Origin of the sequence: Thermocrispum agreste DSM 44070, assembly GCF_000427905.1 — a bacterium.
Taxonomy (GTDB): domain Bacteria; phylum Actinomycetota; class Actinomycetes; order Mycobacteriales; family Pseudonocardiaceae; genus Thermocrispum; species Thermocrispum agreste.
On the sequence record NZ_KE386603.1, the window covers coordinates 378,020 to 400,650 of the forward strand.

At 70.9% G+C, this 22,631-nt stretch carries 18 protein-coding genes; 12 read left to right on the plus strand and 6 right to left on the minus strand.

Features of this window, described 5'->3' with window-relative positions:
* Window position 1: 1 nt before the first annotated feature.
* Window positions 2-409 carry a MarR family winged helix-turn-helix transcriptional regulator gene (locus YWY_RS0111840; RefSeq protein ID WP_051310257.1) on the minus strand — a complete coding sequence of 136 codons (408 nt, stop codon included), beginning with the start codon at window positions 407-409 and terminating at the stop codon, window positions 2-4.
* 160 nt (window positions 410-569) lie between these two features.
* On the opposite strand from YWY_RS0111840, the gene YWY_RS0111845 reads away from it, so the two are divergent.
* Window positions 570-1,130, plus strand: a complete 561-nt coding sequence (locus YWY_RS0111845; RefSeq protein WP_028847777.1) for a YceI family protein — start codon at window positions 570-572, stop codon at window positions 1,128-1,130.
* A 668-nt stretch (window positions 1,131-1,798) separates the two neighbouring features.
* On the opposite strand, the gene YWY_RS0111855 is transcribed toward YWY_RS0111845, so the two are convergent.
* Window positions 1,799-3,349, minus strand: a complete 1,551-nt coding sequence (locus YWY_RS0111855; protein WP_028847778.1) for a fatty acyl-CoA synthetase — start codon at window positions 3,347-3,349, stop codon at window positions 1,799-1,801.
* Between the two features lie 139 nt (window positions 3,350-3,488).
* Here YWY_RS0111855 and YWY_RS21675 point away from each other — a divergent pair, with 139 nt between their 5' ends.
* Both YWY_RS21675 and YWY_RS0111865 read left to right on the plus strand, forming a co-directional pair.
* Complete coding sequence (locus YWY_RS21675; RefSeq protein WP_084609207.1) at window positions 3,489-4,316, plus strand: DeoR/GlpR family DNA-binding transcription regulator; 828 nt, start codon at window positions 3,489-3,491, stop codon at window positions 4,314-4,316.
* Between the two features lie 66 nt (window positions 4,317-4,382).
* On the plus strand, window positions 4,383-6,878 hold the full coding sequence (locus YWY_RS0111865; protein WP_051310178.1) for a LamG-like jellyroll fold domain-containing protein: 2,496 nt from the start codon (window positions 4,383-4,385) through the stop codon (window positions 6,876-6,878).
* A gap of 83 nt (window positions 6,879-6,961) precedes the next feature.
* Here YWY_RS0111865 and YWY_RS0111870 read toward each other — a convergent pair whose 3' ends face one another.
* Window positions 6,962-9,091 carry an MMPL family transporter gene (locus YWY_RS0111870; RefSeq protein ID WP_028847780.1) on the minus strand — a complete coding sequence of 710 codons (2,130 nt, stop codon included), beginning with the start codon at window positions 9,089-9,091 and terminating at the stop codon, window positions 6,962-6,964.
* Between the two features lie 149 nt (window positions 9,092-9,240).
* Here YWY_RS0111870 and YWY_RS0111875 point away from each other — a divergent pair, with 149 nt between their 5' ends.
* Window positions 9,241-9,759, plus strand: coding sequence for a MarR family winged helix-turn-helix transcriptional regulator (locus tag YWY_RS0111875; RefSeq protein WP_245566647.1), 519 nt, complete (start codon window positions 9,241-9,243; stop codon window positions 9,757-9,759).
* 346 nt (window positions 9,760-10,105) lie between these two features.
* On the opposite strand, the gene YWY_RS0111880 is transcribed toward YWY_RS0111875, so the two are convergent.
* Entirely contained in the window at window positions 10,106-10,486 is a 381-nt protein-coding gene (locus YWY_RS0111880) for a DUF5313 family protein (protein WP_028847782.1), read from the minus strand.
* 294 nt (window positions 10,487-10,780) lie between these two features.
* Here YWY_RS0111880 and YWY_RS0111885 point away from each other — a divergent pair, with 294 nt between their 5' ends.
* Window positions 10,781-11,884, plus strand: coding sequence for a S66 peptidase family protein (locus tag YWY_RS0111885; protein WP_245566648.1), 1,104 nt, complete (start codon window positions 10,781-10,783; stop codon window positions 11,882-11,884).
* 110 nt (window positions 11,885-11,994) lie between these two features.
* Here the strand turns inward: YWY_RS0111885 and YWY_RS0111890 are convergent, their stop codons facing one another.
* Window positions 11,995-12,993, minus strand: a complete 999-nt coding sequence (locus YWY_RS0111890) for a CobW family GTP-binding protein (protein WP_028847784.1) — start codon at window positions 12,991-12,993, stop codon at window positions 11,995-11,997.
* A gap of 151 nt (window positions 12,994-13,144) precedes the next feature.
* On the opposite strand from YWY_RS0111890, the gene YWY_RS0111895 reads away from it, so the two are divergent.
* Window positions 13,145-13,705 carry a dihydrofolate reductase family protein gene (locus YWY_RS0111895; RefSeq protein WP_028847785.1) on the plus strand — a complete coding sequence of 187 codons (561 nt, stop codon included), beginning with the start codon at window positions 13,145-13,147 and terminating at the stop codon, window positions 13,703-13,705.
* Here the strand turns inward: YWY_RS0111895 and YWY_RS0111900 are convergent, their stop codons facing one another.
* On the minus strand, window positions 13,706-14,050 hold the full coding sequence (locus YWY_RS0111900) for a GatB/YqeY domain-containing protein (RefSeq protein WP_028847786.1): 345 nt from the start codon (window positions 14,048-14,050) through the stop codon (window positions 13,706-13,708).
* Window positions 14,051-14,199: 149 nt separating this feature from the next.
* On the opposite strand from YWY_RS0111900, the gene YWY_RS0111905 reads away from it, so the two are divergent.
* The 6 genes from YWY_RS0111905 to YWY_RS21685 all read left to right on the plus strand — a co-directional run bounded on the left by YWY_RS0111905 (window position 14,200) and on the right by YWY_RS21685 (window position 22,511).
* Window positions 14,200-14,742 carry a dihydrofolate reductase family protein gene (locus YWY_RS0111905; protein WP_028847787.1) on the plus strand — a complete coding sequence of 181 codons (543 nt, stop codon included), beginning with the start codon at window positions 14,200-14,202 and terminating at the stop codon, window positions 14,740-14,742.
* 108 nt (window positions 14,743-14,850) lie between these two features.
* Window positions 14,851-15,993, plus strand: coding sequence for a S66 peptidase family protein (locus YWY_RS0111910; protein WP_245566649.1), 1,143 nt, complete (start codon window positions 14,851-14,853; stop codon window positions 15,991-15,993).
* A gap of 103 nt (window positions 15,994-16,096) precedes the next feature.
* Window positions 16,097-16,282: a hypothetical protein gene (locus YWY_RS24125; RefSeq protein ID WP_028847789.1), complete on the plus strand. Its 186-nt coding sequence runs from the start codon at window positions 16,097-16,099 to the stop codon at window positions 16,280-16,282.
* Between the two features lie 38 nt (window positions 16,283-16,320).
* Entirely contained in the window at window positions 16,321-17,226 is a 906-nt protein-coding gene (locus YWY_RS0111920; RefSeq protein ID WP_028847790.1) for a prenyltransferase/squalene oxidase repeat-containing protein, read from the plus strand.
* A gap of 61 nt (window positions 17,227-17,287) precedes the next feature.
* Complete coding sequence (locus tag YWY_RS21680; RefSeq protein ID WP_038045038.1) at window positions 17,288-21,709, plus strand: Lhr family helicase; 4,422 nt, start codon at window positions 17,288-17,290, stop codon at window positions 21,707-21,709.
* Window positions 21,696-22,511 carry a DNA-formamidopyrimidine glycosylase family protein gene (locus YWY_RS21685; RefSeq protein WP_051310179.1) on the plus strand — a complete coding sequence of 272 codons (816 nt, stop codon included), beginning with the start codon at window positions 21,696-21,698 and terminating at the stop codon, window positions 22,509-22,511. Before YWY_RS21680 ends, YWY_RS21685 begins: the two co-directional genes overlap by 14 nt.
* Window positions 22,512-22,631 lie beyond the last annotated feature (120 nt).

Here is a 22,631-nt window from a genome sequence, read left to right on the forward strand (position 1 = left end):
CTCACTCCGGCAGTTCGCCGTCCAAGCCCTCCAGGATGCGGGCGGAGATGGTACGCAGCTGCGTGAGCTCGTCCTCGGTCAGCTTGTCGAACACCAGCCGGCGCACCGTCTCGACGTGCCGCGGCGCCGCCTGCTCGATCGCCCGCCTGCCGCGGTCGGTGATGACGACCAGGGCGCCGCGGCCGTCGGTCGGGCACGCCCGCTTGTCGACCAGGCCGCGCTTCTGCATCCGCGTGATGTGGTGCGACAGCCTGCTCTTCTCCCAGGCCAGGCAGCGGGCCAGCTCGGCACAGCGGACCGTGCCGTCCGGCGTGTCGGTCAGCGCCACCAGCACCTCGAAGTCGGCGATGGACAGGTCGGACTCGGCCTGCATCTGCCGCGCCAACGCCGAATTGAGCTGCTTGGTCATGGCCAGGAAGGTGCGCCAGATGCACTGCTCCTCGGCCGTCAGCCACCGTGTCTCCGCTGTGGTCTCCGCTGTCACACGATCCAGTCTACCCAGATAGTTGACGTATCACCATTATCGACTAAGGTAGATGATGTATCAACGATTTGGAGGAACCGAGTAGATGACTGCCACGCAGATCGACCGTGCCGCGTTGACCGGCACCTATCAGCTGGACCCGGCGCACACCCGGCTGGGCTTCGTCGCCCGGCACGCGATGGTGACCAAGGTGCGCGGTGCATTCAACGAGTTCAGCGGCACCGCGCAGATCGACGGCAGCGACCCGAGCAAGTCGAGCGTGTCGGTGACGATGAAGGCCGACAGCATCGACACCCGCAACGCCGATCGTGACGCGCATCTGCGCAGCGGTGACTTCCTGGAGACCGAGAAGTACCCGGAGATCACGTTCCGGTCCACCGAGATCAAGCAGACCGGCGAGGACACCTTCGAGGTCACCGGCGACCTGACGATCAAGGACGTCACCAAGCCCGTCACCATTCCGCTGACGTTCGAGGGTTCGGCCCTGGACCCGTTCGGCAACCAGCGGATCGGTTTCGAAGGCAGCACCACCATCAGCCGCAAGGAGTTCGGCATCACCTGGAACGCCGCCCTGGAGACCGGCGGCGTGCTGGTCAGCGACAAGGTGACGCTGGAGTTCGAGATCTCGGCGATCAAGCAGGCCTGATCGCGCGCGAAGCGAAGCCCGCCCGCCACACGGCGAGCGGGCTTTGTCGTGCCGGCCGCCGGTCGTGGGCGCCCCGGAGGGGTAGCGGTGTGCACTCGGAAGTGGCGGTGGGCACGCCGGGAGTGGCGGGGTGCTCCGGGGGTGGTGCGCACGTCGGGGGTGGTGCGCAGGGCGGGAGTGGTGGGGCGGACCGGGGGTGGTGCGCAGGCCGAAAGTGGTGAGGCGGACCGGGGGAGTGGCGCAGACCGGGGCGCGGTGGACCCGGGAGCGGTAACGCGGCGCGCTGCGGACGGCTGGCGGATCCGGCGCGGCGGAAAGTGCCGCCGCGTCAACGTACCGCTTCGGGGCGCCTCCGGTCGTGGCACTGCTGCCTTCTCGAGCGGGCGGTGCCGCAGCACTTCCTGGTCGTGGCCGGGCTGGCCGACCGTCCCCGGCACGCCGCCGGGACGAGCCCACGGCTCGTACCACGGCGCCGTGCCAGGACGACCTGCTCACGCCGACTTCTTCCGATGGACCTGTCGCGGGCCCGCGGTGTGCGGTAGCGCAGCGTGCTGCAGCGGGTGCTGGGAGCGAGGTGGCCGCGCTGCCCTGCCGCTTCCGGCCCGCCGGCGTCCTGGGCCTTTCCGCTCCCGGCCGCGGCCACCTGAGCTGCGCGTGGGAGGCCGGCGTCAGCCGACGGCGTCCGGCGAGCCGCCGTAGCGGGCCCGCAGCTCGCGCTTGAGCAGCTTGCCGGACGGGTTCTTGGGCAGCTCGTCGACCAGGTACACCTGCTTCGGCACCTTGTGCGCCGCCAGGTGCTCCTTGGCGTAGGCGATCAGCTCGTCGGGCGTGACCTCGGCCTTGGGCACCACCACCGCGGTGATGGCCTCGATCCACTTCTCGTGCGGCAGCCCGATCACCGCCACCTCGCCGACCGCCGGGTGGCCGTAGAGCGCTTCCTCCACTTCGCGCGAGGCCACCAGCACACCACCGGTGTTGACCACGTCCTTGATCCGGTCGACCACGTACAGATAGCCCTCTTCGTCGATCCGGACCAGGTCACCGGAGCGGAACCAGCCGTCGGGGGTGAACGCCTCCGCGGTCTCCTCCGGCTTGCCCCAGTAGCCCCGGCACAGCTGCGGCGACCGGTAGACGACCTCGCCCCGGCCGCCCGGCTCGACGTCGTTGCCGTTCTCGTCCAGCACCCGGACCTCGACGAACAGCACCGGCCTGCCGACCGAATCCGGCCGCTTGGCGTGCTCCTCCGGGCGCAGCACGGTGGCCAGCGGGCCGATCTCGGACTGGCCGAAGCAGTTGTAGAAGCCCACCTCGGGCAGCGCCTGCTGGAGTTTCTGCAGCACCGGCACCGGCATGATCGACGCGCCGTAGTAGGCCTTGCGCAGGCTGCTCAGGTTCGCGTCGGCCAAGCCCGGGTGGTTGGCCAGCCCGACCCACACCGTCGGCGGGAAGAACAGCGACGTGATCCCGTCCTGCGGCACCCGCTGCAGGATCTCGTCCAGGTTCGGCGCGGCCACCAGGTGGTTGGTGGCGCCGACGGCCAGGCCGGGGATCAGGAAGACGTGCATCTGCGCCGAGTGGTACAGCGGCATCGAATGCAGCGGCACGTCGTCCTGGCGCAGGTCGAGCGCGGCGATGCACGAGGCGTATTCGTGCACCAGGGCGCGATGGGTGAGCATCGCGCCTTTCGGTCGCGACGTCGTACCGGAGGTGTACAGCAGCTGGACCAGGTCCTCGTCGCCCACGCCGCTCTCTTCGTGCTCCGGGCCCTCGGGATCGAGCGCCCAGCGCAGCACGTCGATCTCGTTGTCGCTGTCCCGCAGCGAACCACGGCGCAGCGATCCGATCTGGTCGGCCACCTCGTCGACCAGCGGCTCCAGCTCCGGGTCCACCAAGGCCAGCGACGGCTCGGACTGGGTCAGCAAGTACGCCAGCTCTTCGCCCTTGGAGTTGAAGTTGACCGGCACGTGCACCAGTCCGGCGCGGGCACAGCCGAGGTAGGACAGCAAGTAGGCGTCGGAGTTCTTGCCGAAGGCGATCACCCGGTCCCCGGGTGACAGCCCCTGCGCGCGCAGGCCGGCCGCGACGCGGCTGACCGCGCGATCCAGCTCGGCGTAGGTCCAGTGGCGATCGGCGAAGGTGAGGGCCAGTTTGTCCGGCAGGCGCCGGGCGGTACGTTCCAGGATCCGGCCCACCGTGCTCGGGTACGTCGGTGCAGTCACGGCCCTATCGTGACACAGACCACTGTCCGATTGGTCACCTTCGTGGCCGGGATGGGCGGTCCGCTGCGCCGCGGTCCCGCAGGCCGCAGCAAGGTGCTCGACAGCCCACATCCCCGGTGTTCCGCGTTACTGTCGGTGCGTGTTCGCGGCACAACGACGGCAACGCATCCTCGAGCTGGTGCGCTCCAACGGAGCGATCTCGCTGCGTGAGCTGGCCCGTGAGGTGGGCTCGTCCGACGTCACGGTGCGGCGCGACCTGAAGGCGCTCGAGGCGGAAGGCATGCTGGACCGCAGGCACGGCGGGGCGGTCGTGCCGGGCGGTCTGGCGCACGAGCAGCCGTACGCGGAGAAGGCCCTGGTCGCCGCCGACGCCAAAGCCGCCATCGCCCGGCTGGCCACCGAGCTGGTCAGCGACGGCGACGCGATCGTGGTGGGCGCCGGGACCACCACCAGGGCGTTCGCCGCCCGGCTGACCCGGTTCACCGAACTGACCGTGGTGACCAATTCGCTGCGGGTCGCGGAGAGCCTGGCCGGGGCCAACGGCGTCGACGTCGTGCTCACCGGCGGGCTGCTGCGCGGCTCGATCTTCGCCACGGTGGGCAGCACCACCGAGGAAGCGCTCGGCCGGGTGCGCGGCACCCGGGCCTTCCTGTCCGGCAACGGGCTGACCGCCGAGCGGGGGCTGTCCACGCCGAACCTGGCGGTCGCCGAGGTCGACCGGGCCATCGCGGCCGCGGCGGAGGAAGTCGTCGTGCTGGCCGACCACACCAAGGTCGGCACCGACGCGCTGCTGCAGACCGTGGCCACGGAGAACATCACGCACCTGGTCACCGACGACAAGGCCGAGACCGGCGAGCTCGACGCGCTGCGCGAACATGGGGTCGAAGTGCACGTCGCTGCAGTGCACTCTGCCCGGAAGGGCCGTTCCGCCCGGACCGAGGACTCCGGTCGCCCCGACCGTCCTTGACAGTTTTCGTTCGAACGTGACTGAATTCGACCGATTTCGATCGCAGTGTCGCGAGGAGGTCGGGCCGTGGCTGGAGCAAGGAAAGTTCTCGGGGTGATCGGCGCGGCGGTGACCGTGGCGGCGTTGGCCGTGACGCCTGCCGGGGCCGATCCTGGGTGGCAACCGAAGGACCCGCCGCTGTCCACGCCATGGACCGACCAGGTCGGACCGGACAACGCGCTGCCGGAGTACCCGCGCCCCCAGCTGACGCGCAAGGACTGGCAGAACCTCAACGGCGTGTGGGAATTCGCTGCGGCCGACGACTTGTCCAAGCCGCCGACCGGCCGGACGCTCGAGGAGCGGATTCTCGTGCCGTTCCCGGTGGAGTCCGCGCTGTCCGGCATCCAGCGCAGCGAGGAGCGGATGTTCTACCGCCGCACGTTCCAGGTGCCCGCCAAGTGGCGGGTGGGCCGGGCAGGCCAGCGGCTGATGCTGAACTTCGGCGCGGTCGACTACGACGCCACGGTGTGGGTCAACGGCAAGAAGGTCACCACCCACCGCGGTGGCTACGACCGGTTCTCGGTGGACATCACCGACGCGCTGACCACGTCCGGGCCGCAGGAGCTGATCGTCGGGGTGGAGGACCGCGCGGACGCCACGTGGCAGCCGCTCGGCAAGCAGCGCCGGGTGCCCGACCGCGGCATCTTCTACACCGGTGCGTCCGGCATCTGGCAGACGGTGTGGCTGGAGCCGGTGGCGGCCAACCACGTCACCGAGCTGGACATGACGCCGGACCTGGCCGACGAAAGCCTGCGGCTGACCGTGCACACGCCGTCGAAGGCGACCGTGGAGGCTGTCGCCTTCGACGGCAAGAAGAAGGTCGGCAAGGTGCGCGGTTCGTCCAACGAGCCGCTGCGGCTGCCGGTGCCCGACCCCAAGCTGTGGTCGCCGGACTCGCCGTTCCTGTACGACCTGAAGATCCGGGTGCTGGACGGCAAGCGCACGGTCGACGAGGTCGGCTCCTACTTCGGCATGCGGGAGATCGGAACCAAGCGCGGCGCCGACGGCAAGCTGCGCATGACGCTCAACGGCAAGATCCTGTTCCACCTGGCCACGCTGGACCAGGGCTACTGGCCGGACGGCATCTACACCGCGCCGACCGACGAGGCGCTGGCGTTCGACCTGGTGCAGCACAAGAAGCTCGGCTTCAACACGGTGCGCAAGCACATCAAGGTCGAACCGGACCGCTGGTTCTACCACGCCGACCGGCTCGGCCTGCTGGTATGGCAGGACATGCCGTCGATGAAGGACACCGACCAGCTCCCGCCGCCCGAGGCGCGCGCGGAGTTCGAACGCCAGCTGCACCGGATCATCGACCAGCACGACGCGTGGACCTCGGTGGTCGTGTGGGTGCCGTTCAACGAGGGCTGGGGTGAATGGGACCGGGCCGAGACCGGGCGGATCGCCGACGAGGTCGCCGCACAGGACCCGAGCAGGCTGGTCGACGCGCACAGCGGGGTGAACTGCTGCCGGTCGAAGGGCGACTCCGGGCGGGGCCACATCATCGACCACCACGCCTATGTCGGCCCGGCCAGGGTGGCCCCGGAGGCGAACCGGGTGGCCGTCGACGGCGAGCACGGCGGCTTCGGGCTCGAGGTGGAAGGCCACATGTGGTTCGGCGAAGGGCACGCCTACGAGATGACGCCGGACTCGGCCACGCTCACCCGGCGCTACGTGGAGAACCAGCGCGACGTGCTCGCCGCGGCGCAGCAGTGCGGCATCTCCGGTGCTGTGTACACGCAGATCACCGACGTCGAACACGAGGTGAACGGCTTCTTCACCTACGACCGTCAGGTGGAGAAGATGGACTTCGCGCAGGTGCGCGCGGTCAACAAGGAGATCATCGACGGCGCGGACGGTACCGGCGACCCCGGCCAGCAGCCGGGGCCGGGCACGCCCGGCCTGACCGGCATCCACTACTACCCGTTCAGCGAGGGCTCGGGCACGACCACGGCCGACCGCGCGGGCGGTGACGACCCGGCGGACGCCACGCTGGTGGGCAGCCCGACGTGGACCACCGGCAAGGAAGGCAGCGGCCTGCAGTTCGACGGCGCCTCGTACGTGGACACCGGCCGGGCGCTGCTGAACACTGCGGGCAACTACTCGGTGTCGGCCTGGGTGAAGCTGGACAGCCTGGACGGCTTCCAGACCGCGGTCAGCCAGGACGGCGAGCGGGACAGCGCCTTCTTCCTGCAGTACTCCGGGGAGGACCGCCGGTTCGCGTTCAGTTTCGTCGGGGTGCGCGCGCTGGCCGGGGAGCAGCCGGAGGCCGGGCGCTGGTACCACCTGGTCGGCGTCCGTGACACCGTCTCGGACGAGTTGAAGCTGTACGTCGACGGCCAACTGGTCGGCACCGCGACCTCGTGCGCCGACATCGACGCCAAGGGCAACACGGTGATCGGCCGGGCGAAGTTCGGCGGCAACCAGGTCGACCACTGGCGTGGCGCGATCGACGAGGTGCGGGTCTTCGACCGCGCGCTGTCCGGCAGCGAAGTGGCCGAGTTGTTCCGGACCGGACGCTGAGCCGGGATCCTTCTCCTGTCGCAGGTGAGGCCGGGCTTCCCGCACCGGGAGGCCCGGCCTCGAGGCCGGAAACAGGGTTGAAGTCAGCGGGAGCCCGTGGTCAGGTCTTCCGCCGTGGCGGGCGGCCGGGCGGGCTGTCCGGCCTTGGCCAGCCGGGACGGCCACCAGATGCGTGGTCCGATGTCCAGCGCCAGGGCCGGGACCAGCAGCGAACGCACCAGGAAGGTGTCCAGCAGCACGCCGAACGCCACGATGAAGGCGATCTGCGCCAAGAACAGCAGCGGGATCACCGACAGCGCGGCGAACGTGGCGGCCAGCACCACACCCGCGGAGGTGATGACGCCGCCGGTGATGGTGAGGCCGCGCCGCACGCCTTCCCGGTTGCCCGAGCGCAGCGCTTCCTCGCGCACCCTGGTCATCAGGAAGATGTTGTAGTCGATGCCCAGCGCCACCAGGAACACGAAGCCGAACAGCGGCACCACCGGGTCGGCGCCGGGGAAGCCGAGGATCTCGTTGAACACGATGGCGGAGATCCCCATGGTCGCGGCGAACGACAGCACCACCGTGGCGATCAGCAGCAACGGCGCCAGCAGCGCCCGCAGCAGGGCCGCCAGCAGCACGAAGATCACCAGCAGGACCAGCGGGATGATCACGGTCCGGTCGTGGCTGCTGATGTTCTGGGTGTCCAGCAGCACCGCGGTCCGCCCGCCGACCTTGGCGTCCGCGCCGTCCACGGCGTGCACGGCCGCCCGCAGTCGCTCCACGGTGTCGACGGCCCGGGTGGAGTCCGGCGGGTCGGAGAGGGTGGCTTCGAGCATCACCATGCCCTGTTCCACCCGCGGCCGGCCGCCTTGCTGCACCGGTTCGACCTCGGCGACCCCGTCGACCTGCGCGGCGTCGGCGACCTCGTCGAGGTAGCCGGCCTTGGCGATGATCACCGTCGGGTTGCCCGCCCCGGCGACGAAGTGCTCGTTCAGCACTTCCTGGCCGGCCACCGAGTCGACCTCGCCGAGGAAGTAGTCGGTCTCGGCGGTGCCGGACGCCTTCAGCTGGGGCAGGAACGCGGCGGCGGCCACCAGGATCAGCGTGCTGACCACCCACACCAGCCGTGGCCGCTTGTCCACGCCCGTGGCCACCCGGCCCCACAGGCTGCCCGTCTCCGGGTGCGGAGAGCCGAGCGTCGGCCGGAACGGCCAGAAGGCCACCCGGCCGAAGACGGCCAGCAGGGCGGGCAGGAACGTGGTGGACGCCAGCAGCGAGGCGGCGATGCCGATGGCCGCCACCGGCCCCAGGCCGGAGTTGGAGCGCAGGTCGCTGATCAGCAGGCACAGCACGCCCGCGATGACCGTGCCCGCGGACGCGGCGATCGGTTCGATGGTGGCCCGCAGTGCGGTGCGCATGGCGGTGAGCCGGTCCGGGGTGTCGCGCAGTTCTTCCCGGTAGCGGGAGACCAGCAGCAGCGCGTAGTCGGTGGCCGCGCCGAACACCAGGATGAACAGGATGCCCTGGCTCTGGCCGTTCAGGTCGATGACGTCGGCGTCGGTGAGCAGGTAGACCGCGAGGCTGGACAGGCTGAGCGCGAACACGCCGGACAGCAGCACCAGGAACGGCAGCAGCGGGCTGCGGTAGACGAGGATGAGGATCAGCGCGACCACCCCGCCTGCCACGAGCAGCAGCAGACCGTCGATGCCGGCGAAGGCCTCACCGAGGTCGGCCCCGAGCGCTGCGGGGCCGGTGACCAGCACGGTCAACCCGGCCGGCTTGTCCCGCTCGGTCAGCTCCCGCAGCTCGTCGACGGCGACGCCGATGTCCGCGTCCGCTTCGATCGGGACGATGAGCTGCAGCGCTTCGCCGTCCTCCGACGGCAGCGGCGGCGAGGTCCGCCCGACGCCCTCGACACCGGCCGCCCGCTCGCCGAACTCGGCCAGGTAGGCGCGATCGGCGGCGGTCACCTTGCCGTCGCGTTCGGCGACCACGATGGCGGGCACGGCGTCGCTGTCGGAGAACTGCCTGGCCAGCGCGTTGGCGTCGGTGGACTCCGCCGATTCCGGCAGGAACGCTTCGTTGCCGTTCTCCGCGACCTCGCTCAGCTTGCCCGCGTACGGCCCACCGAATCCGCCGACGAGCAACCAGCCGATGATCAGCAGGGCGGGGATCAGCCACCGTGCCGTGCTCGTCCGCTTCTTCTGCCGTTCACCTACGGTTCCACCCACGGTTCCACCCACAGTGTTCGATGACTTTGCCGACGACCACCGGCCTCGCCTGCCGGTGTGTTGGGGATGACGCGCTGTGGCGACTGCCCAGAAACTTCGATGTTCAAACTACCTGTCGTCGGTAGGCTCGGCACATGGTGGTGTCGCGGGTGTCTGACCGGTCCGGGCGCGGGCGTGCTCGCCCGGCCGCACCGGAGGCCTCCGACGAGCTGCTGGTGCAGTTGATCCGGCAGCTCAACGTCGAGCTCGACCGGTTCGCCGAGATGTTCGGCCAGGCGCACGGCCTGTATCGCACCGACCTGAGCGCGCTGGTCGTGATCATGGACGCCAATCGCCGCGGTGAGACGATGACCCCGACCCGGCTGGCCAAGGCGCTGAACCTGAGCGCATCGGCGACGACCGCGGTGTTGGACCGGCTGGAAAAGGCCGGTCACCTGCGCCGGGATCGCAGTGCGGACGATCGTCGCCGGGTGCACCTGGTCATGCCGGAACGCACACTGCGGCTCGGCGCGCAACTGTTCGGTCCGCTCGGCGAGGCTTACGCGCGGGCGTGGGCGGGATTCGACGCCGCCGAGCGAGCCACCATTGTGCGCTTCCTGCAAGCCACCATCGACACCACCGTTGCGGTGCGCACGGAGTCACCGAAGAGCGACAACGGCCAGGCGTAACCGACCACGAAGCGTGCGCGGCAGTGGGTGCCGAGGGAGAAGGGGCTGAACGCCTGTGGCTCGGCGCGGCGGCGCGCCTGACGCGGCCGGAACGGGGCTGCCGGGCGCGGTCACAGTAGGCGTGGGTGCTCGGTGTCGCCGGTTGGTTGTGGGGGCGGGGTTGTCTGTGTGTGGGGTGATGGGGTGGCGGGTTTCTCGGGCGTGAGCGCTCGGCGTCGCCCGTTGGTCGCGGGGCATGAGCTGGGATACCCGCGTGCCGGGTGACCGAGCGGCGGGTCCCTTCTCAGGCCGGGGAATCCGATGACACTCGCTTGCACCCGCGGCAGGCGTGCGGTCGCCCGTCGGGTCAGCGTCGGTACACCGCGTCGTAGCGTGCTCGCGCCTCGGCGAACTTCTGCTGGTTGAGCCGATCCCGGACGCTGCGGAACGTGCCCGGCGGGAACCCGTGCTTGGCCAGCCGGTTCTCCGCGCTCTCGGTCATGTAGGCGCCCGAGTAGAAGTAGCTGATCAGCAGCGCCAGCACCGACATCCCGGCATGGACCAGCGTGTCCGCGGGCAGGAGCCACCACACCGCCGCCAGCGGCCAGATGATCACGCTGGCCCTGGCGAAGTGCCGCCACATCCAGCCCGGTCCGGTGACGTCCTTGAGCACCCATTCGCGGTAGCGGTCCGGCAATCGCCCGCCGGCCGCGTACCACAGCCAGCGCAACGGCCCTGGTCGCGTCATGGTGTCCTCCCGATCGATCGAGAACGACCGTACGCAACACGGCAGCCGCCGGCTGCCGATCATGGGCTCGATCACGTCGGCCGCAGGCGTGTCCGCCCTGGCTGCGGCGGGCTACCGGCACGGTCCGCTGCCTTGCCGCCGCCGGGGCCAGGGGCGTCGGCCAGGGCTGCTCGATCCGTCGCCGCAGGCCGCAGTGGGAACGTGCCACCCCGAAAGGCGGTGTCGCCACCGGATCACGCCGACTAGGGTCAGCCGACTCGAGGGCAGGCACCACGCGGCGAGGGAGGCCACACGATGGCACGACCGGACGTCGGAACACTCAACCGGAGAGCACTGCTCGGCGCTTCGGCGGCAGCCGCGGCCATGACCGTGGCGGCCACCGGGACGGCCGCGGCGTCGGAGCAGGCGCGCGGCACGGAGGTCGCGGGCATGGCACCGCTGCCGGGGCGGCTGGAGCGATTGCGCCGAGGGCAGACCGTGCGGCCGCCGAAACTGCGACCCGGAGACACCGTCCGCGTGGTCTCACCGGCGGGCAGCCCGGATCCGCGGCTGGTGGAGCGCGGGATCGAGATCCTGGAGAGCTGGGGGCTGAAGGTCGAGCTCGGCAAGCACGTGTTCGACAAGTACGGCTACCTGGCGGGCAAGGACGAGGATCGGCTGGCCGACCTCAACGCAGCGCTCGCCGACCCGAAGGCCCGCGGCGTGTTCGCCTCGCGCGGCGGCTACGGCTGCCAGCGCATCGCCGACCGGATCGACCTGCGCGCCGTGCGGCGGGACCCGAAGGTGCTGGTCGGCTTCAGCGACCTGACGTGCCTGCAGGCGATGCTGTGGCAGTCCGCCCGGCTGGCCACCGTGCACGGCCCGATGGTGAGCTGGAACGACGGCCGCACCGGCCCGGAGTCGATCGAGTCGCTGCGCAGGGCGGTGATGACCACCGAGCCGATCGTGCTCGAGCGCGACCCGGCGGAGAGCACCGCGGCGGTGATGGTGCCGGGCAAGGCGCGCGGGGTGCTGCTCGGCGGGAACCTGACGTTGGTGACCACCTCGATCGGCGCCCGGGACCAGCTCGACCTGCGCGGCGCGATCTTCTTCTTCGAGGACGTCGGCGAGGCGAACTACCGCATCGACCGCATGCTCACCCAGCTGCGGCGCAGCGGCGCGTTGTCGCGGGTGGCGGGCGTGGTGATCGGGCAGATCACGGACAGCTCGCACGGCTCCGGTGAGTGGGACACGGTCGGTGTGCTCACCGACCGGCTCAGTGATCTCGGGGTGCCCGTCCTTGGCGGGCTGAAGCTGGGACACGGCGACGGGCAGCTCACGGTGCCGCTGGGGTCCATGGCGACGATGGACGCCGCGGCAGGAACGCTGACCGTTGAGCCCGCGGTCAGCGACGGCTAGCTGGCGCGGCTGGTGCTCTCCGGGAGCGGGCGCGGCGGCTCGGCGCAGCAGTGCCCGACCGGGTTGCGCGGTGTCCGGCGGTGCGGGTGTGGTGACACCGCCGGGTGCTGTCACAGAAAGCGCAGGATGCCCAGCATTGCTTGTTCGTCCACGGCGCATGTGCCGAGGTGTTCGCACGCTCGGAGGCGCTGCTGGATCTCGCTCGTGTCCATGCCTGCACCGATCAGCACCAACGAGGAGTGCGGCCGTTCGTCGCACCGCCAGCGTCGGCGTTCCACGCGCACGAACCCGCCGACGGTGTGCAGGACGAACTTCTGCTCGTGCCCCGGCACCGCGAAGTGCACGAAGCCCTTGATCCGGTAGATCCCGGCGGGCTGGTTCTCCAGGAAGGCCAGCAGGGCGCGGGGATCCAGCGGGGTGTCCGTGGTGAAGTCGATCGCCTCGTACGCGGCGTGCAGGTGGTCGTGCTCGTCGGTCTCGTCGTCCAGCAGGTCGGCGAACGACAGCTGCCGTTCCGCGGGTTCCTGCCTGCGCGGCAGGTCGACGAGCATCTGCGGATCGATCCGCCCGTACTCCACGGCCAGCACCGGGGTGCCGGAGGCCAGCTCGCGCACCAGGGAGGTGATCCGCTCCGGGTCGCCTGCGCGGTCGATCTTGTTGAGCACCACCAGATCCGCTGCCTTGAGGTGTTCGTCCAGCTGCGGATGCCGCTCGCGGGTGGCAGTGAACTCCGCTGCGTCGACCACCTCGATCAGGCCCTGGTAGGCCACGCCGTCGTGCCGGCTGCCCGCCATCAACCGGATGAGGTCCTTCGGCTCGGCCAGGCCGCTGGCCTCGATCACGATCATGTCCACCGCTTGGCTGTCGGCCAGCTTGCCGAGCATGGCGTCCAGCCCGCTGGCGTCGACCGCGCAGCACAGGCAGCCGTTGGCGAACGAGACCATGGCGTCGACCTGGCCGGAGACCAGCATGGCGTCGATCCCGACGGCGCCGAAGTCGTTGACGATCGCGCCGATGCGCATGCCTTGCCGGTTGCGCAGCAGGTGATTGAGCAGTGTGGTCTTCCCCGAACCGAGGAAGCCGGTCACGATCACCGTGGGGATGGCCATGCCCGCAGCCTGCCACACCGTCGGCCGGGCTCCGTCGGCGCGCCTCGAGAGCCGCTCATGTGATCTGTCTCACATTGGGTCGTCGTGGCGATGAGCTCGCAGATCGCGCCCGGTCCGCATGGGCGAGTCCGGCGATCACGGAGGTTCGGTGATGGGTGAGATCCACGTGCACGAGTTCGTCAGCCTGGACGGCGTGATCGACGCGCCGACCTGGACGTTCGACTACCCCTGGGACCCGCGCATGGCGGACGCGCTGCGCGAGGTGACCAGCAACTGCAAGGGCATCTTGCTCGGGCGGAAGACCTGGGAGATGTTCGCGCCCGCGTGGTCGGTCAGGACGGTCGAGGACGACGAGGGTGCCCCGTTCTTCAACGACACCCAGAAGTACGTCGTCACCAGCACGCTGACCGACACCAGCGCGTGGCAGAACAGCACGGTGCTCGGGCCGTACGACCCGGAGCGCATCCGCAAGCTCAAGGAAGAGATCGGCGACCTGTATGTGAGCGGCTCGGCGACCTTGGTGCGCACCATGCTGGCCGACGGGTTGGTCGACGAACTGAACTTGTGCGTCTACCCGGTCACCCGGGGCGGAGGGCCCCGGCTGTGGCCGGAAGGCATGGCTCCGGCCACGTGGGATCGAAAGGATGCCCAGGTCTACGACAACGGCGTGATGTACCTGGCGTACCGGCCGAAGAACGATCAGCAGGGCTGATCAGAGGTAACGGGCCAGGACGTCCGCCTCGGCCCGGGCCCGGCCGGCGTCCTGGTTCCTGCCGAGTTCCGCGTAGGTCATGGCAGCGGCGACCCGCTCCCGATGTTCGCGAGCCACGACCGCTCGCATTTCCTCCTCCGTCAGCTGCTTGCGCGCCACGTCGGCCGCGCCGATCCCGGCGGCGGCACCTGCCACGTGCTCACTGGCCTCGACGCCGGGCTGCGGCGCGGCGGGCACCGTTTCGGCGTCGTCGATCGCGGCAAGCGCCGAACGCAACGCCGACACTGCGATCCGGTCCTTGGCCTTCATGGCGGCGGTGAGATCCGCACGGAGAGCGGCACGCATGGCAGTCACGGTAAGCACCGGGTGCGGCAACCGGCCAACGAATTACCGGCACGGCAGCGCTGCGACGCGGCCGGCCGGGCCACCGGTCGAGGACACCGCCGAAATCTCGTCAGCAACCAGCAATCGACACCGGCAATCGAGGAGAAGCCATGGGTTCCATCAAGTCAGGACTGTTCGTGTCGGTCGACGGTGTGGTCGAAGCGCCGGAGGAATGGCACATGTCCTACATCGACGACCAGATGGGGGCGGCGGTCGGCAGGCTGATGAGCGAGGCGGATGCCACGCTGCTGGGCCGCGTCACCTACGAGGGATTCGCCGAGTACTGGCCCAAGGCCGATCCGGACGACCCGATGACGCAGCAGATGAACAACGCACGCAAGTTCGTCGTGTCGTCCACGCTGACCGAGGCGACCTGGCAGAACACCACGTTGATCAGCACCGACGTGGCCGGCCACCTGCGCAAGCTCAAGCAGGAAATGAACCTGGGCGTCACCGGCAGCGTGGTGTTGGTGCGGTGGTTGCTGGAACAGCGATTGCTGGACGAGCTGCACCTGCTGGTGCACCCGATCGTGGTGGGCAGGGGGCAGCGACTGTTCGACGACGGGCCGACCGTCCCGTTGCAGCTGCTGTCGTCGGCCACGTTCGACACCGGTGTGGTGCACCTGGTCTACGCGCCGTCGGACGACGAATAGCGTGCAGGCCGGGAGCGCACGTTCCGACGAACCAGGGTGACGTGCCGGCCTGGGCCGACGATAGAGTGCAGCTGTCTTCGGGGTGGTGGGCCGTTAGAGAGGCCCGACATGACCAGTTCGCGAGACGGCACGTTCGACCGAAGGCGCTTGCTCGGCACATCGCTGGCGGCAGCTGCAGCCATGGCGACCTCGTGTGCGACCGCGGTGACCGCACGGCCGGAAGCGGGGCCCCGCACGCCACCGCCCGCCCAGGACGTGTCGAGCAGCATGGCCGACGAGCACACCGCGCGCAGGCCGGTGGGAAAGAATCGCAAGCCAGTGGTGAAGAGCTTGCGGCCGCGCAAGCTGCGGCCGGGTGACAAGGTACGGGTGGTGGCGCCGGGCAGCACCCCGGACAAGGACGCGCTCGAGCGCGGAATTGCCATCCTGCGCAGCTGGGGGCTGACCGTCGAGCTGGGCAAGCACGTCTTCGACAAGTACGGCTACCTGGCAGGCAAGGACGAGGACCGGCTGGCCGACCTCAATGCGGCGTTGGGCGACCCCGAGGTTCGCGGGGTGTTCACCGCGCGTGGTGGCTACGGGTGCCAGCGCATCGCCGACGGAATCGACGTCTCCGCGCTGCGGCACGATCCGAAGGTCCTGGTCGGTTTCAGTGACATCACCAGCCTGCAGGCTTCACTGTGGGCCTCCACCCGGCTGGCCACCATCCACGGGCCGATGGTCACCTGGAACGCCGACCGCGTCGGCCAGGAGTCGGCCGATGCGCTGCGCGCGGCGGTGATGACCAGCGAGAAAGTGCGGTTGCGGCGGGACCCGAACGAGCCGACCGCGCAGGTGATGGTGCCGGGCAAGGCGTCCGGGGTGGTGCTCGGCGGCAACCTCACGCTGGTCGCGTCCTCCATCGGCACGCGGGACGAGCTCGACCTGGAGGGCGCGATCTTCTTCTTCGAGGAGGTCGGCGAGGAGAACTACCGCATCGACCGCATGCTCACCCAGCTGATGCGCTCCGGCGGGCTGCGCAAAGTGGCCGGGGTGGTCGTCGGGCAGGTCACCGACAGCAAGCACGATGCGGGCGAGTGGGACGCGGTGGGGGTGCTCAAGGACCGCCTCGGCGCACTCGGGGTGCCGGTGCTCGGCGGGCTGAAGCTCGGGCACGGCACCGGCCAGCTCACCATCCCGCTGGGCGTGCGGGCGACCATGGACGCCGAAGCGGGCACGCTGGTCGTCGACTCCGCGGTCAGTGACGACTGACCGGCGGCCGGTGTGCGCACGGCCGAAGGCCACGGTGGCGCCGGGTGCCGGATGGGGGACGGCCGCACGTGTGGACCGTGGTGGGGTTGGGTAGCCGAGCGGCATGACTGCGACCAAGGCACGCCTCCCCGCTGCGGTGATGCGCGCCGAGGAAGCGATGACAGCCGAGCAGCGGCGCCGCGCCACCCGTGCGGTGGCCTCTCTGTCGGCCGACGCGCAGGAATGCGCGATGCTGCTGGAGATGCTCGGGCTGGACGCTTCGGAAGGCCGAGCACAGCGGCAGCAGTGAGCACCGGCATGCCGGAGGCCGGTGGCATACTCCGCGGGGTGAGCGTCGATCTCGCCGCCGCCGCGTCGTTTCTGGCTGCCCATGCCCGGTTGCTCGACCGGCGCCGGTTCGACCTGCTGACCGGTCGCGGCAGCCCGGAAGCCGTCCTTGCCGCGCTCGAGGCGTATCGCAACCCGGACGGTGGATACGGCTGGGGTCTCGAACCCGATCTGCGCGCGGCGGAAAGCCAGCCGGGTGGGGCCCTACACGCCTTCGAGGTCTTCGAGGACATCGCGCCGCACACCTCGCCGCGGGCCGCCGAACTGTGCGACTGGCTGGCCTCGGTCACGATGCCCGACGGTGGGCTGCCGTTCGCGCTCCCGATGCGTGACCCGTCCGCTTCCGCCACGTTCTGGGTCGACGCCGACCCGGAAGTGCCTGCGCTGCAAAGCACCGCCTTCGCCGCAGGGGCCGCGCTGCGGGTCGCCGCCCATGATCCCGTGGTGGCCGAGCACCCGTGGCTGGATCGTGCCTGCCGCTACTGCTTCGCGGCGGTGGAAGCGATCGACGAAGCGCCGCATGCCATCGAGCTGGCGTTCGCCGTGCGCTTCCTCGACGCCGCCGTTCCGCGTTACCCGCAAGCCGAGCGGCTGCTGGATCGTCTCGGCCGCTTCGTGCCGGGCGACGGCCGGGTCCCCGTCGCCGGGGGAGCGGAAGGCGAGACGATGCGTGCGCTGGACTTCGCACCGGTCCCGGGCTCGCCGGCGAGCCGGTTGCTGGACGACGGCGTGATCGAAGCCGAACTGGACGCCCTGGCCGCCCGGCAGCTTCCCGACGGCGGGTGGGCGGTGGACTTCGCCAGCTTCTCGCCCGCCGCCGCGCTGGAGTGGCGCGGCCATGCCACGGTGCAGGCGCTGCTCATCCTGCACCGTGCGGGCCGGCTGGACCTCGGGACGGCCCCGTAGCGTCGGCCGGCCGTCCTCGAGCGGCCGTGCGGTGTCGGAGTGCTGCCGTAGGCTCGGGTCGGTGGACGTCCTCGAGCACTTCACTGCCCCGACCGCGGCTTGGTTCCGGTCGTCGTTCGACGCACCCACCAAGGCGCAGACCGAAGGCTGGGCGGCCATCGGCTCCGGCGTCGACACGCTCATTCACGCGCCTACCGGATCGGGCAAGACCCTGGCCGCGTTCCTGTGGGCGATCGACCGCCTCTACACCGAACCGTCCGTGCCCGACGAGCAACGGTGCCGGGTGCTCTACGTGTCGCCGTTGAAGGCGCTGGCGCACGACATCGACCGCAACCTCCGCGCCCCGCTGCACGGCATCCGGCACGCCGCGGAGCGCATGGGCGCGGGCCCCCTGCCCGAGCTGCGTACCTTCGTGCGCACCGGGGACACCCCGGCCGCGGATCGCGGGCGGATGCGCAGGCAGCCGCCGGACATCCTGATCACCACGCCGGAGTCGCTGCACCTGCTGTTGACGTCCCAGGCCGCGGAGGTGCTGGCGTCGGTGCGGTGGGTGATCGTCGACGAGGTGCACGCCGTCGCGGGCACCAAGCGCGGCGCTCACCTGGCGCTCTGCCTGGAACGGCTGGAGGAGCGCCGCCGCCGGGACACCGGCCGCCCCGTCGAGCCATTGCAGCGCATCGGCCTGTCCGCGACCCAGCGGCCGATCGAGACGATCGCCGAGTTCCTGGCCGGTGGCGAGCCGGGCGGGCCGGGCGGGGCATGGCGGCCGCGTCCGGTCACCGTGGTGGACGCCGGTGGCGCGCCGTCGCTGGAGCTGGAGCTGACCGTGCCGGTGGCGGACATGACCGCACCGGTGGACCCCGCCGCGCCCGCGGAAGAGGATCAGCAGGCGGCACGGCCGCTGCCGCGCACCACCATCTGGACCGCGATCCGTCCCCGGATCCTGGAGCTGATCGACGAGCATCGGTCCACGATCGTCTTCGTCAACTCGCGGCGGCAGGCCGAGCGGCTGTCCAACGAGCTCAACGAGCTGGCGGGGGAGGAGATCAGCCGTGCCCACCACGGCTCGATCGCGCGCGAGCAGCGCATCCAGATCGAGGAGGCCCTCAAGCGGGGCGCGCTGAAGGCCGTGGTGGCGACGTCGTCGCTGGAGCTGGGCATCGACATGGGCGCCGTCGACCTGGTGGTGCAGGTGGAGGCGCCGACGTCGGTGGCGTCCGGGCTGCAGCGTGTCGGCCGCGCCGGGCACCAGGTCGCCGAGGTCTCGCGGGCCAAGATCCTGCCCAAGCACCGCGGCGACCTGCTGGTGGCGACCGTGGTCGGCAAGCTCATGGCCGAGGGACAGGTGGAGCGCACGGTCGTGCCCCGGCACCCGCTGGACGTACTGGCCCAGCAGCTGGTGGCCATCGTGTGCACCGGTGAGTTCACCGCCGACGAGCTCTACGACCTGGTGCGTGGTGCCGCCCCGTACGCACAGCTGCCGCGCTCGGCGTTCGACGCCACGCTGGACATGCTGGCCGGCCGTTACCCGTCCGACGCGTTCGCCGAGCTCCGGCCGCGCGTGGTGTGGGACAGGATCACCGGGGTCGTCACCGCCCGGCCCGGCGCCCGGGTGCTGGCCAGCACCAACGCGGGCACCATCCCCGATCGCGGCATGTACCGGGTGGCCCTGCCGGACGGGGCTCGTGTCGGCGAGCTCGACGAGGAAATGGTGTACGAGTCGCGCGAGGGCGACGTGTTCGTCCTCGGCTCCACCAGCTGGCGGATCGTCGACATCACGCCGGACACCGTCGTGGTCACCCCGGCGCCCGGTGAACCCGCCGCCCAGCTGCCGTACTGGCACGGCGACCAGCCGGGCAGGCCGATCGAGGCCGGGCGCGCGGTGGGCCGGTTCGTCCGGCGGCTCTCCTCGCTGCCCGCCGAGCAGGCCGCCCGGCTGCTGCGCGAGGAGTACCACCTCGACGAGTTCGCCGCCGCCAACTTGCTGACCTACCTGGCCGAGGAGAAAGCGGCCACCGGGGTGCTGCCGGACGACCGCACGATCGTGGTGCAGCGGTTCCGGGACGAGATCGGCGACTGGCGCGTGGTCATCCTGTCCCCGCTGGGGGCCAAGGTGCACGCGCCGTGGGCGATGGCGCTGACCCAGCGGCTGCGCGCCCGGCTCGGCTACGACGTCGACATGATCTACTCCGACGACGGCATCGCGTTCCGCTTCCCGGATGCCGACGAGGTGCCGTCGCTTGCGGACCTGCAGCTGGACCCGGAGGAGGTCGAGCAGCTGGTCGTCGACCACCTCGCCGGCACGGCGTTGTTCGCCGCCCGGTTCCGGGAGGCCGCCGGGCGGTCGCTGCTGCTGCCCCGGCGCAGGCCCGGCTCACGTACCCCGTTGTGGTTGCAGCGGCGGCGCGCCGCGGATCTGCTGTCCGTCGCCCGTCAGTTCGGCTCGTTCCCGATCGTGCTGGAGTGCTACCGGGAGATCCTGCAGGACGACTTCGACCTGCCCGCCCTGCTGGACGTGCTCGGCGAGATCCAGCGCCGCGGCATCCGGCTGGTCGACGTGGAGCTGCCGTCGGCCAGCCCGTTCGCCTCGTCGCTGCTGTTCGCCTTCGTGGCCGCCTACCTGTACGAGGCGGACGCGCCGCTGGCCGAGCGGCGCGCCATGGCGTTGACGTTGGATCGTGAGCTGCTGGCGGAACTGCTCGGCGAGTCCGAACTGCGGGAAATGCTGTCGGCGGAGGTCATCGCCGCCGTCGAGCGCGATCTGCAACGGCTGACCGAGGACCGGCAGGCCCGCTCGGCCGAGGACGTCGCGGACATGCTCCGCCACCTCGGGCCGCTGACTCCTGCGGCGATCGCGGTGCGTTGTGTCGAGCCCTCGGCGGCGGAGGGGTACGTCGCCGAGCTGCTGGACGCGCGACGGGCTTGTCAGGTGCGCATCCGCGGAGAGGTGCACGTCGCCGCGGCCGAGGACATCGCGCGCCTGCGCGATGCACTGGGGATCCAGCCCCCACAAGGAGTACCGGACGCTTTCTTGGAGCCGGTGGCAGATCCGCTGGGAGATGTCGTCGCTCGGTATGCGCGCACGCACGGCCCCTTCGCGGTGGCCGATGCGGCGGAAGCGCTCGGGCTGCCCGTCGCGGTGGTGGAGTCGACCCTGGAGCGGCTGGCGGCAGGCGGTTCGGTGGTTCACGGCGCGTTCGACCCGCGTGGCGAGGGAACGGAATGGGCCGGAGCCGACGTGCTGCGGCGCATCAAGCGCGGATCGCTGGCCGAGCTGCGTGGTGAGATCGAGCCGGTGCCTGCGGAACGGCTCGGGACGTTCCTGCCTGCATGGCACGGCGTGAGCGACGATCCCCCGTCCGGCCGCGATGCACTGCTGGCGGCCGTCGAGAAGCTGCAGGGCGTGCCGATCCCGGCCACGGTGCTCGAGTCGGACGTGCTGGCCGCCCGGGTCGCCGATCCCGCGCCGATGCTGGACGCGCTCATGGCGGAAGGTGCCGTGGTCTGGGTGGGTGCGGGCGCGCTGGGGTCCCGGGACGGCAAGGTGGCCTTGTACCTGCGGGACCAGGCCGAGCTGCTGCTCCGGTCGGGCGGCGAGCCGCCGGAGGGCGAACCGCACGCGGCGATCGTGCAGCACCTCGGCGAGCGAGGCGCGAGCTTCTTCCCCCAGCTGCAGCGGGCCGCCGGGTGCGACCAGGAGGAGGCGCTGAGCGCGCTGTGGGACCTGGTGTGGGCGGGCGTGGTCAGCAACGACACGTTCGCGCCGGTGCGTGCCTTCGTCGGCCGAGGGCGGACGGTGCGTGGGCGCAGCGCCGTGCCCCCGCGTGCCGCCGGGCGGTGGACGCTCGTGGCCGACCTGCTGAACCCGCAGCTGTCCCCGACGCAGTTCGCCGCGGCGTGGACCGAGCAGTTGCTGGAGCGGCACGGCGTGGTCACGCGCGCCGCGGTGGCCGCGGAAGGAATCCCCGGCGGCTTCAGCGGCCTGTATCCGGTGCTGGCCCAGCTGGAGGAAACCGGCCGGGCCCGGCGAGGCTACTTCGTCGAAGGGCTCGGCGGTGCCCAGTTCGCGTTGCCCGGCGCGATCGGGCGGCTGCGGGCGGCCGACGGCGGCGACCAAAGCGTCGTGCAGGTCCTGGCGGCCACCGACCCGGCCAACCCGTACGGCGCGACGCTGGAATGGCCTTCGGTGTCCATGGGCAGGCTGGCCAGGGTCGCCGGAGCGTCGGTGGTGCTGGTTGACGGCCGCCTGGTGGCCTACGTCGAAGGCGGTGGCCGCGCACTGCGTCGGCTCGATCCGAGCCCTGACCTGGACGGCAAGGTCGCGGCGGCGCTGGCAGGCCTGGCGCGGCGGACCCGCCGGTTCGTCGTGGCGACGGTGGACGGCGAGCCGGTGCACCGTTCCGGCTTCGCGGCCGTGCTCGGCGAGCACGGTTTCGTCCCCACCGCCCGAGGGATGCGCTGGAGCCCCCGTGCCGGAGGGTGATTCCTACGTGCACGCCGCGCATGCGGCGCGGCCCGTGCTCCTCGGCGAGCAAGTCCTCACCGTGGCCGGCTCGGCGCCGTCGGTGCGCCGGTATTCGGCCCGCATCCTGGGCAGCACGGTGACCGCCGTGCGCACCCACGGCAAGCACCTGGTGATCGATCTGGAATCCGGATACAGCGTGCACGTCCACCTGGCCATGAACGGCACGCTGCGCGTCCGGCCTGCCGGCCCGGTGCGGCCCGGTCCGGCGCGGCTGCTGCTCGCCACCGCCCAGGGTGTGGTCACGGTCAGCGGCACCCGCGACGTCGAGGCGGATCGAACCCCCGCGATCGAGGCGCGGGTACTCGGCCCGCTGGGGCCGGACCTGATCGCCGACGAGTTCGACTGGGACGACTTCGCCAAGCGGGCACGGGGCGCCGACCCGGCCACGACCGTGGCGGATTTCCTGCTCGACCAGCGCGTCATGGCGGGTGTGGGGAATGTCTACAAGTGCGAGGTCGCGTTCCTCGAGCGGCTGCATCCGGCGCAGCCGATCGCCACGCTTGACTTCGCGAGGCTGCACGATCTGGCCGAACGGTCGCGGACGCTGCTGCGTGCCAATCGGCGGCCGGGCAGGAGGATCACCACGGGGGACTACCGGCGTCCGTTGTGGGTCTACGGGCGTGACGGGCGTGCTTGTCGCCGTTGTGGTACGGCCGTCCGGCGGGCTTGGTTCGGTTCGGCGGAGCCGCGGGTGACGTATTGGTGTCCGGGCTGCCAGCCGGATGACCGCGCGTCCGTTGTGGGTCTGCGCAGCCCGTAGCGCGGCACGGACGGCTCGTTGGTGTGGCGGGCGTGCTTGCTGCCGTTGTGGTACGGCCGTCCGGCGGGCTTGGTTCGGTTCGGCGGAGCCGCAGGTGAGGTACTGGTGCCCGGGCTGTCA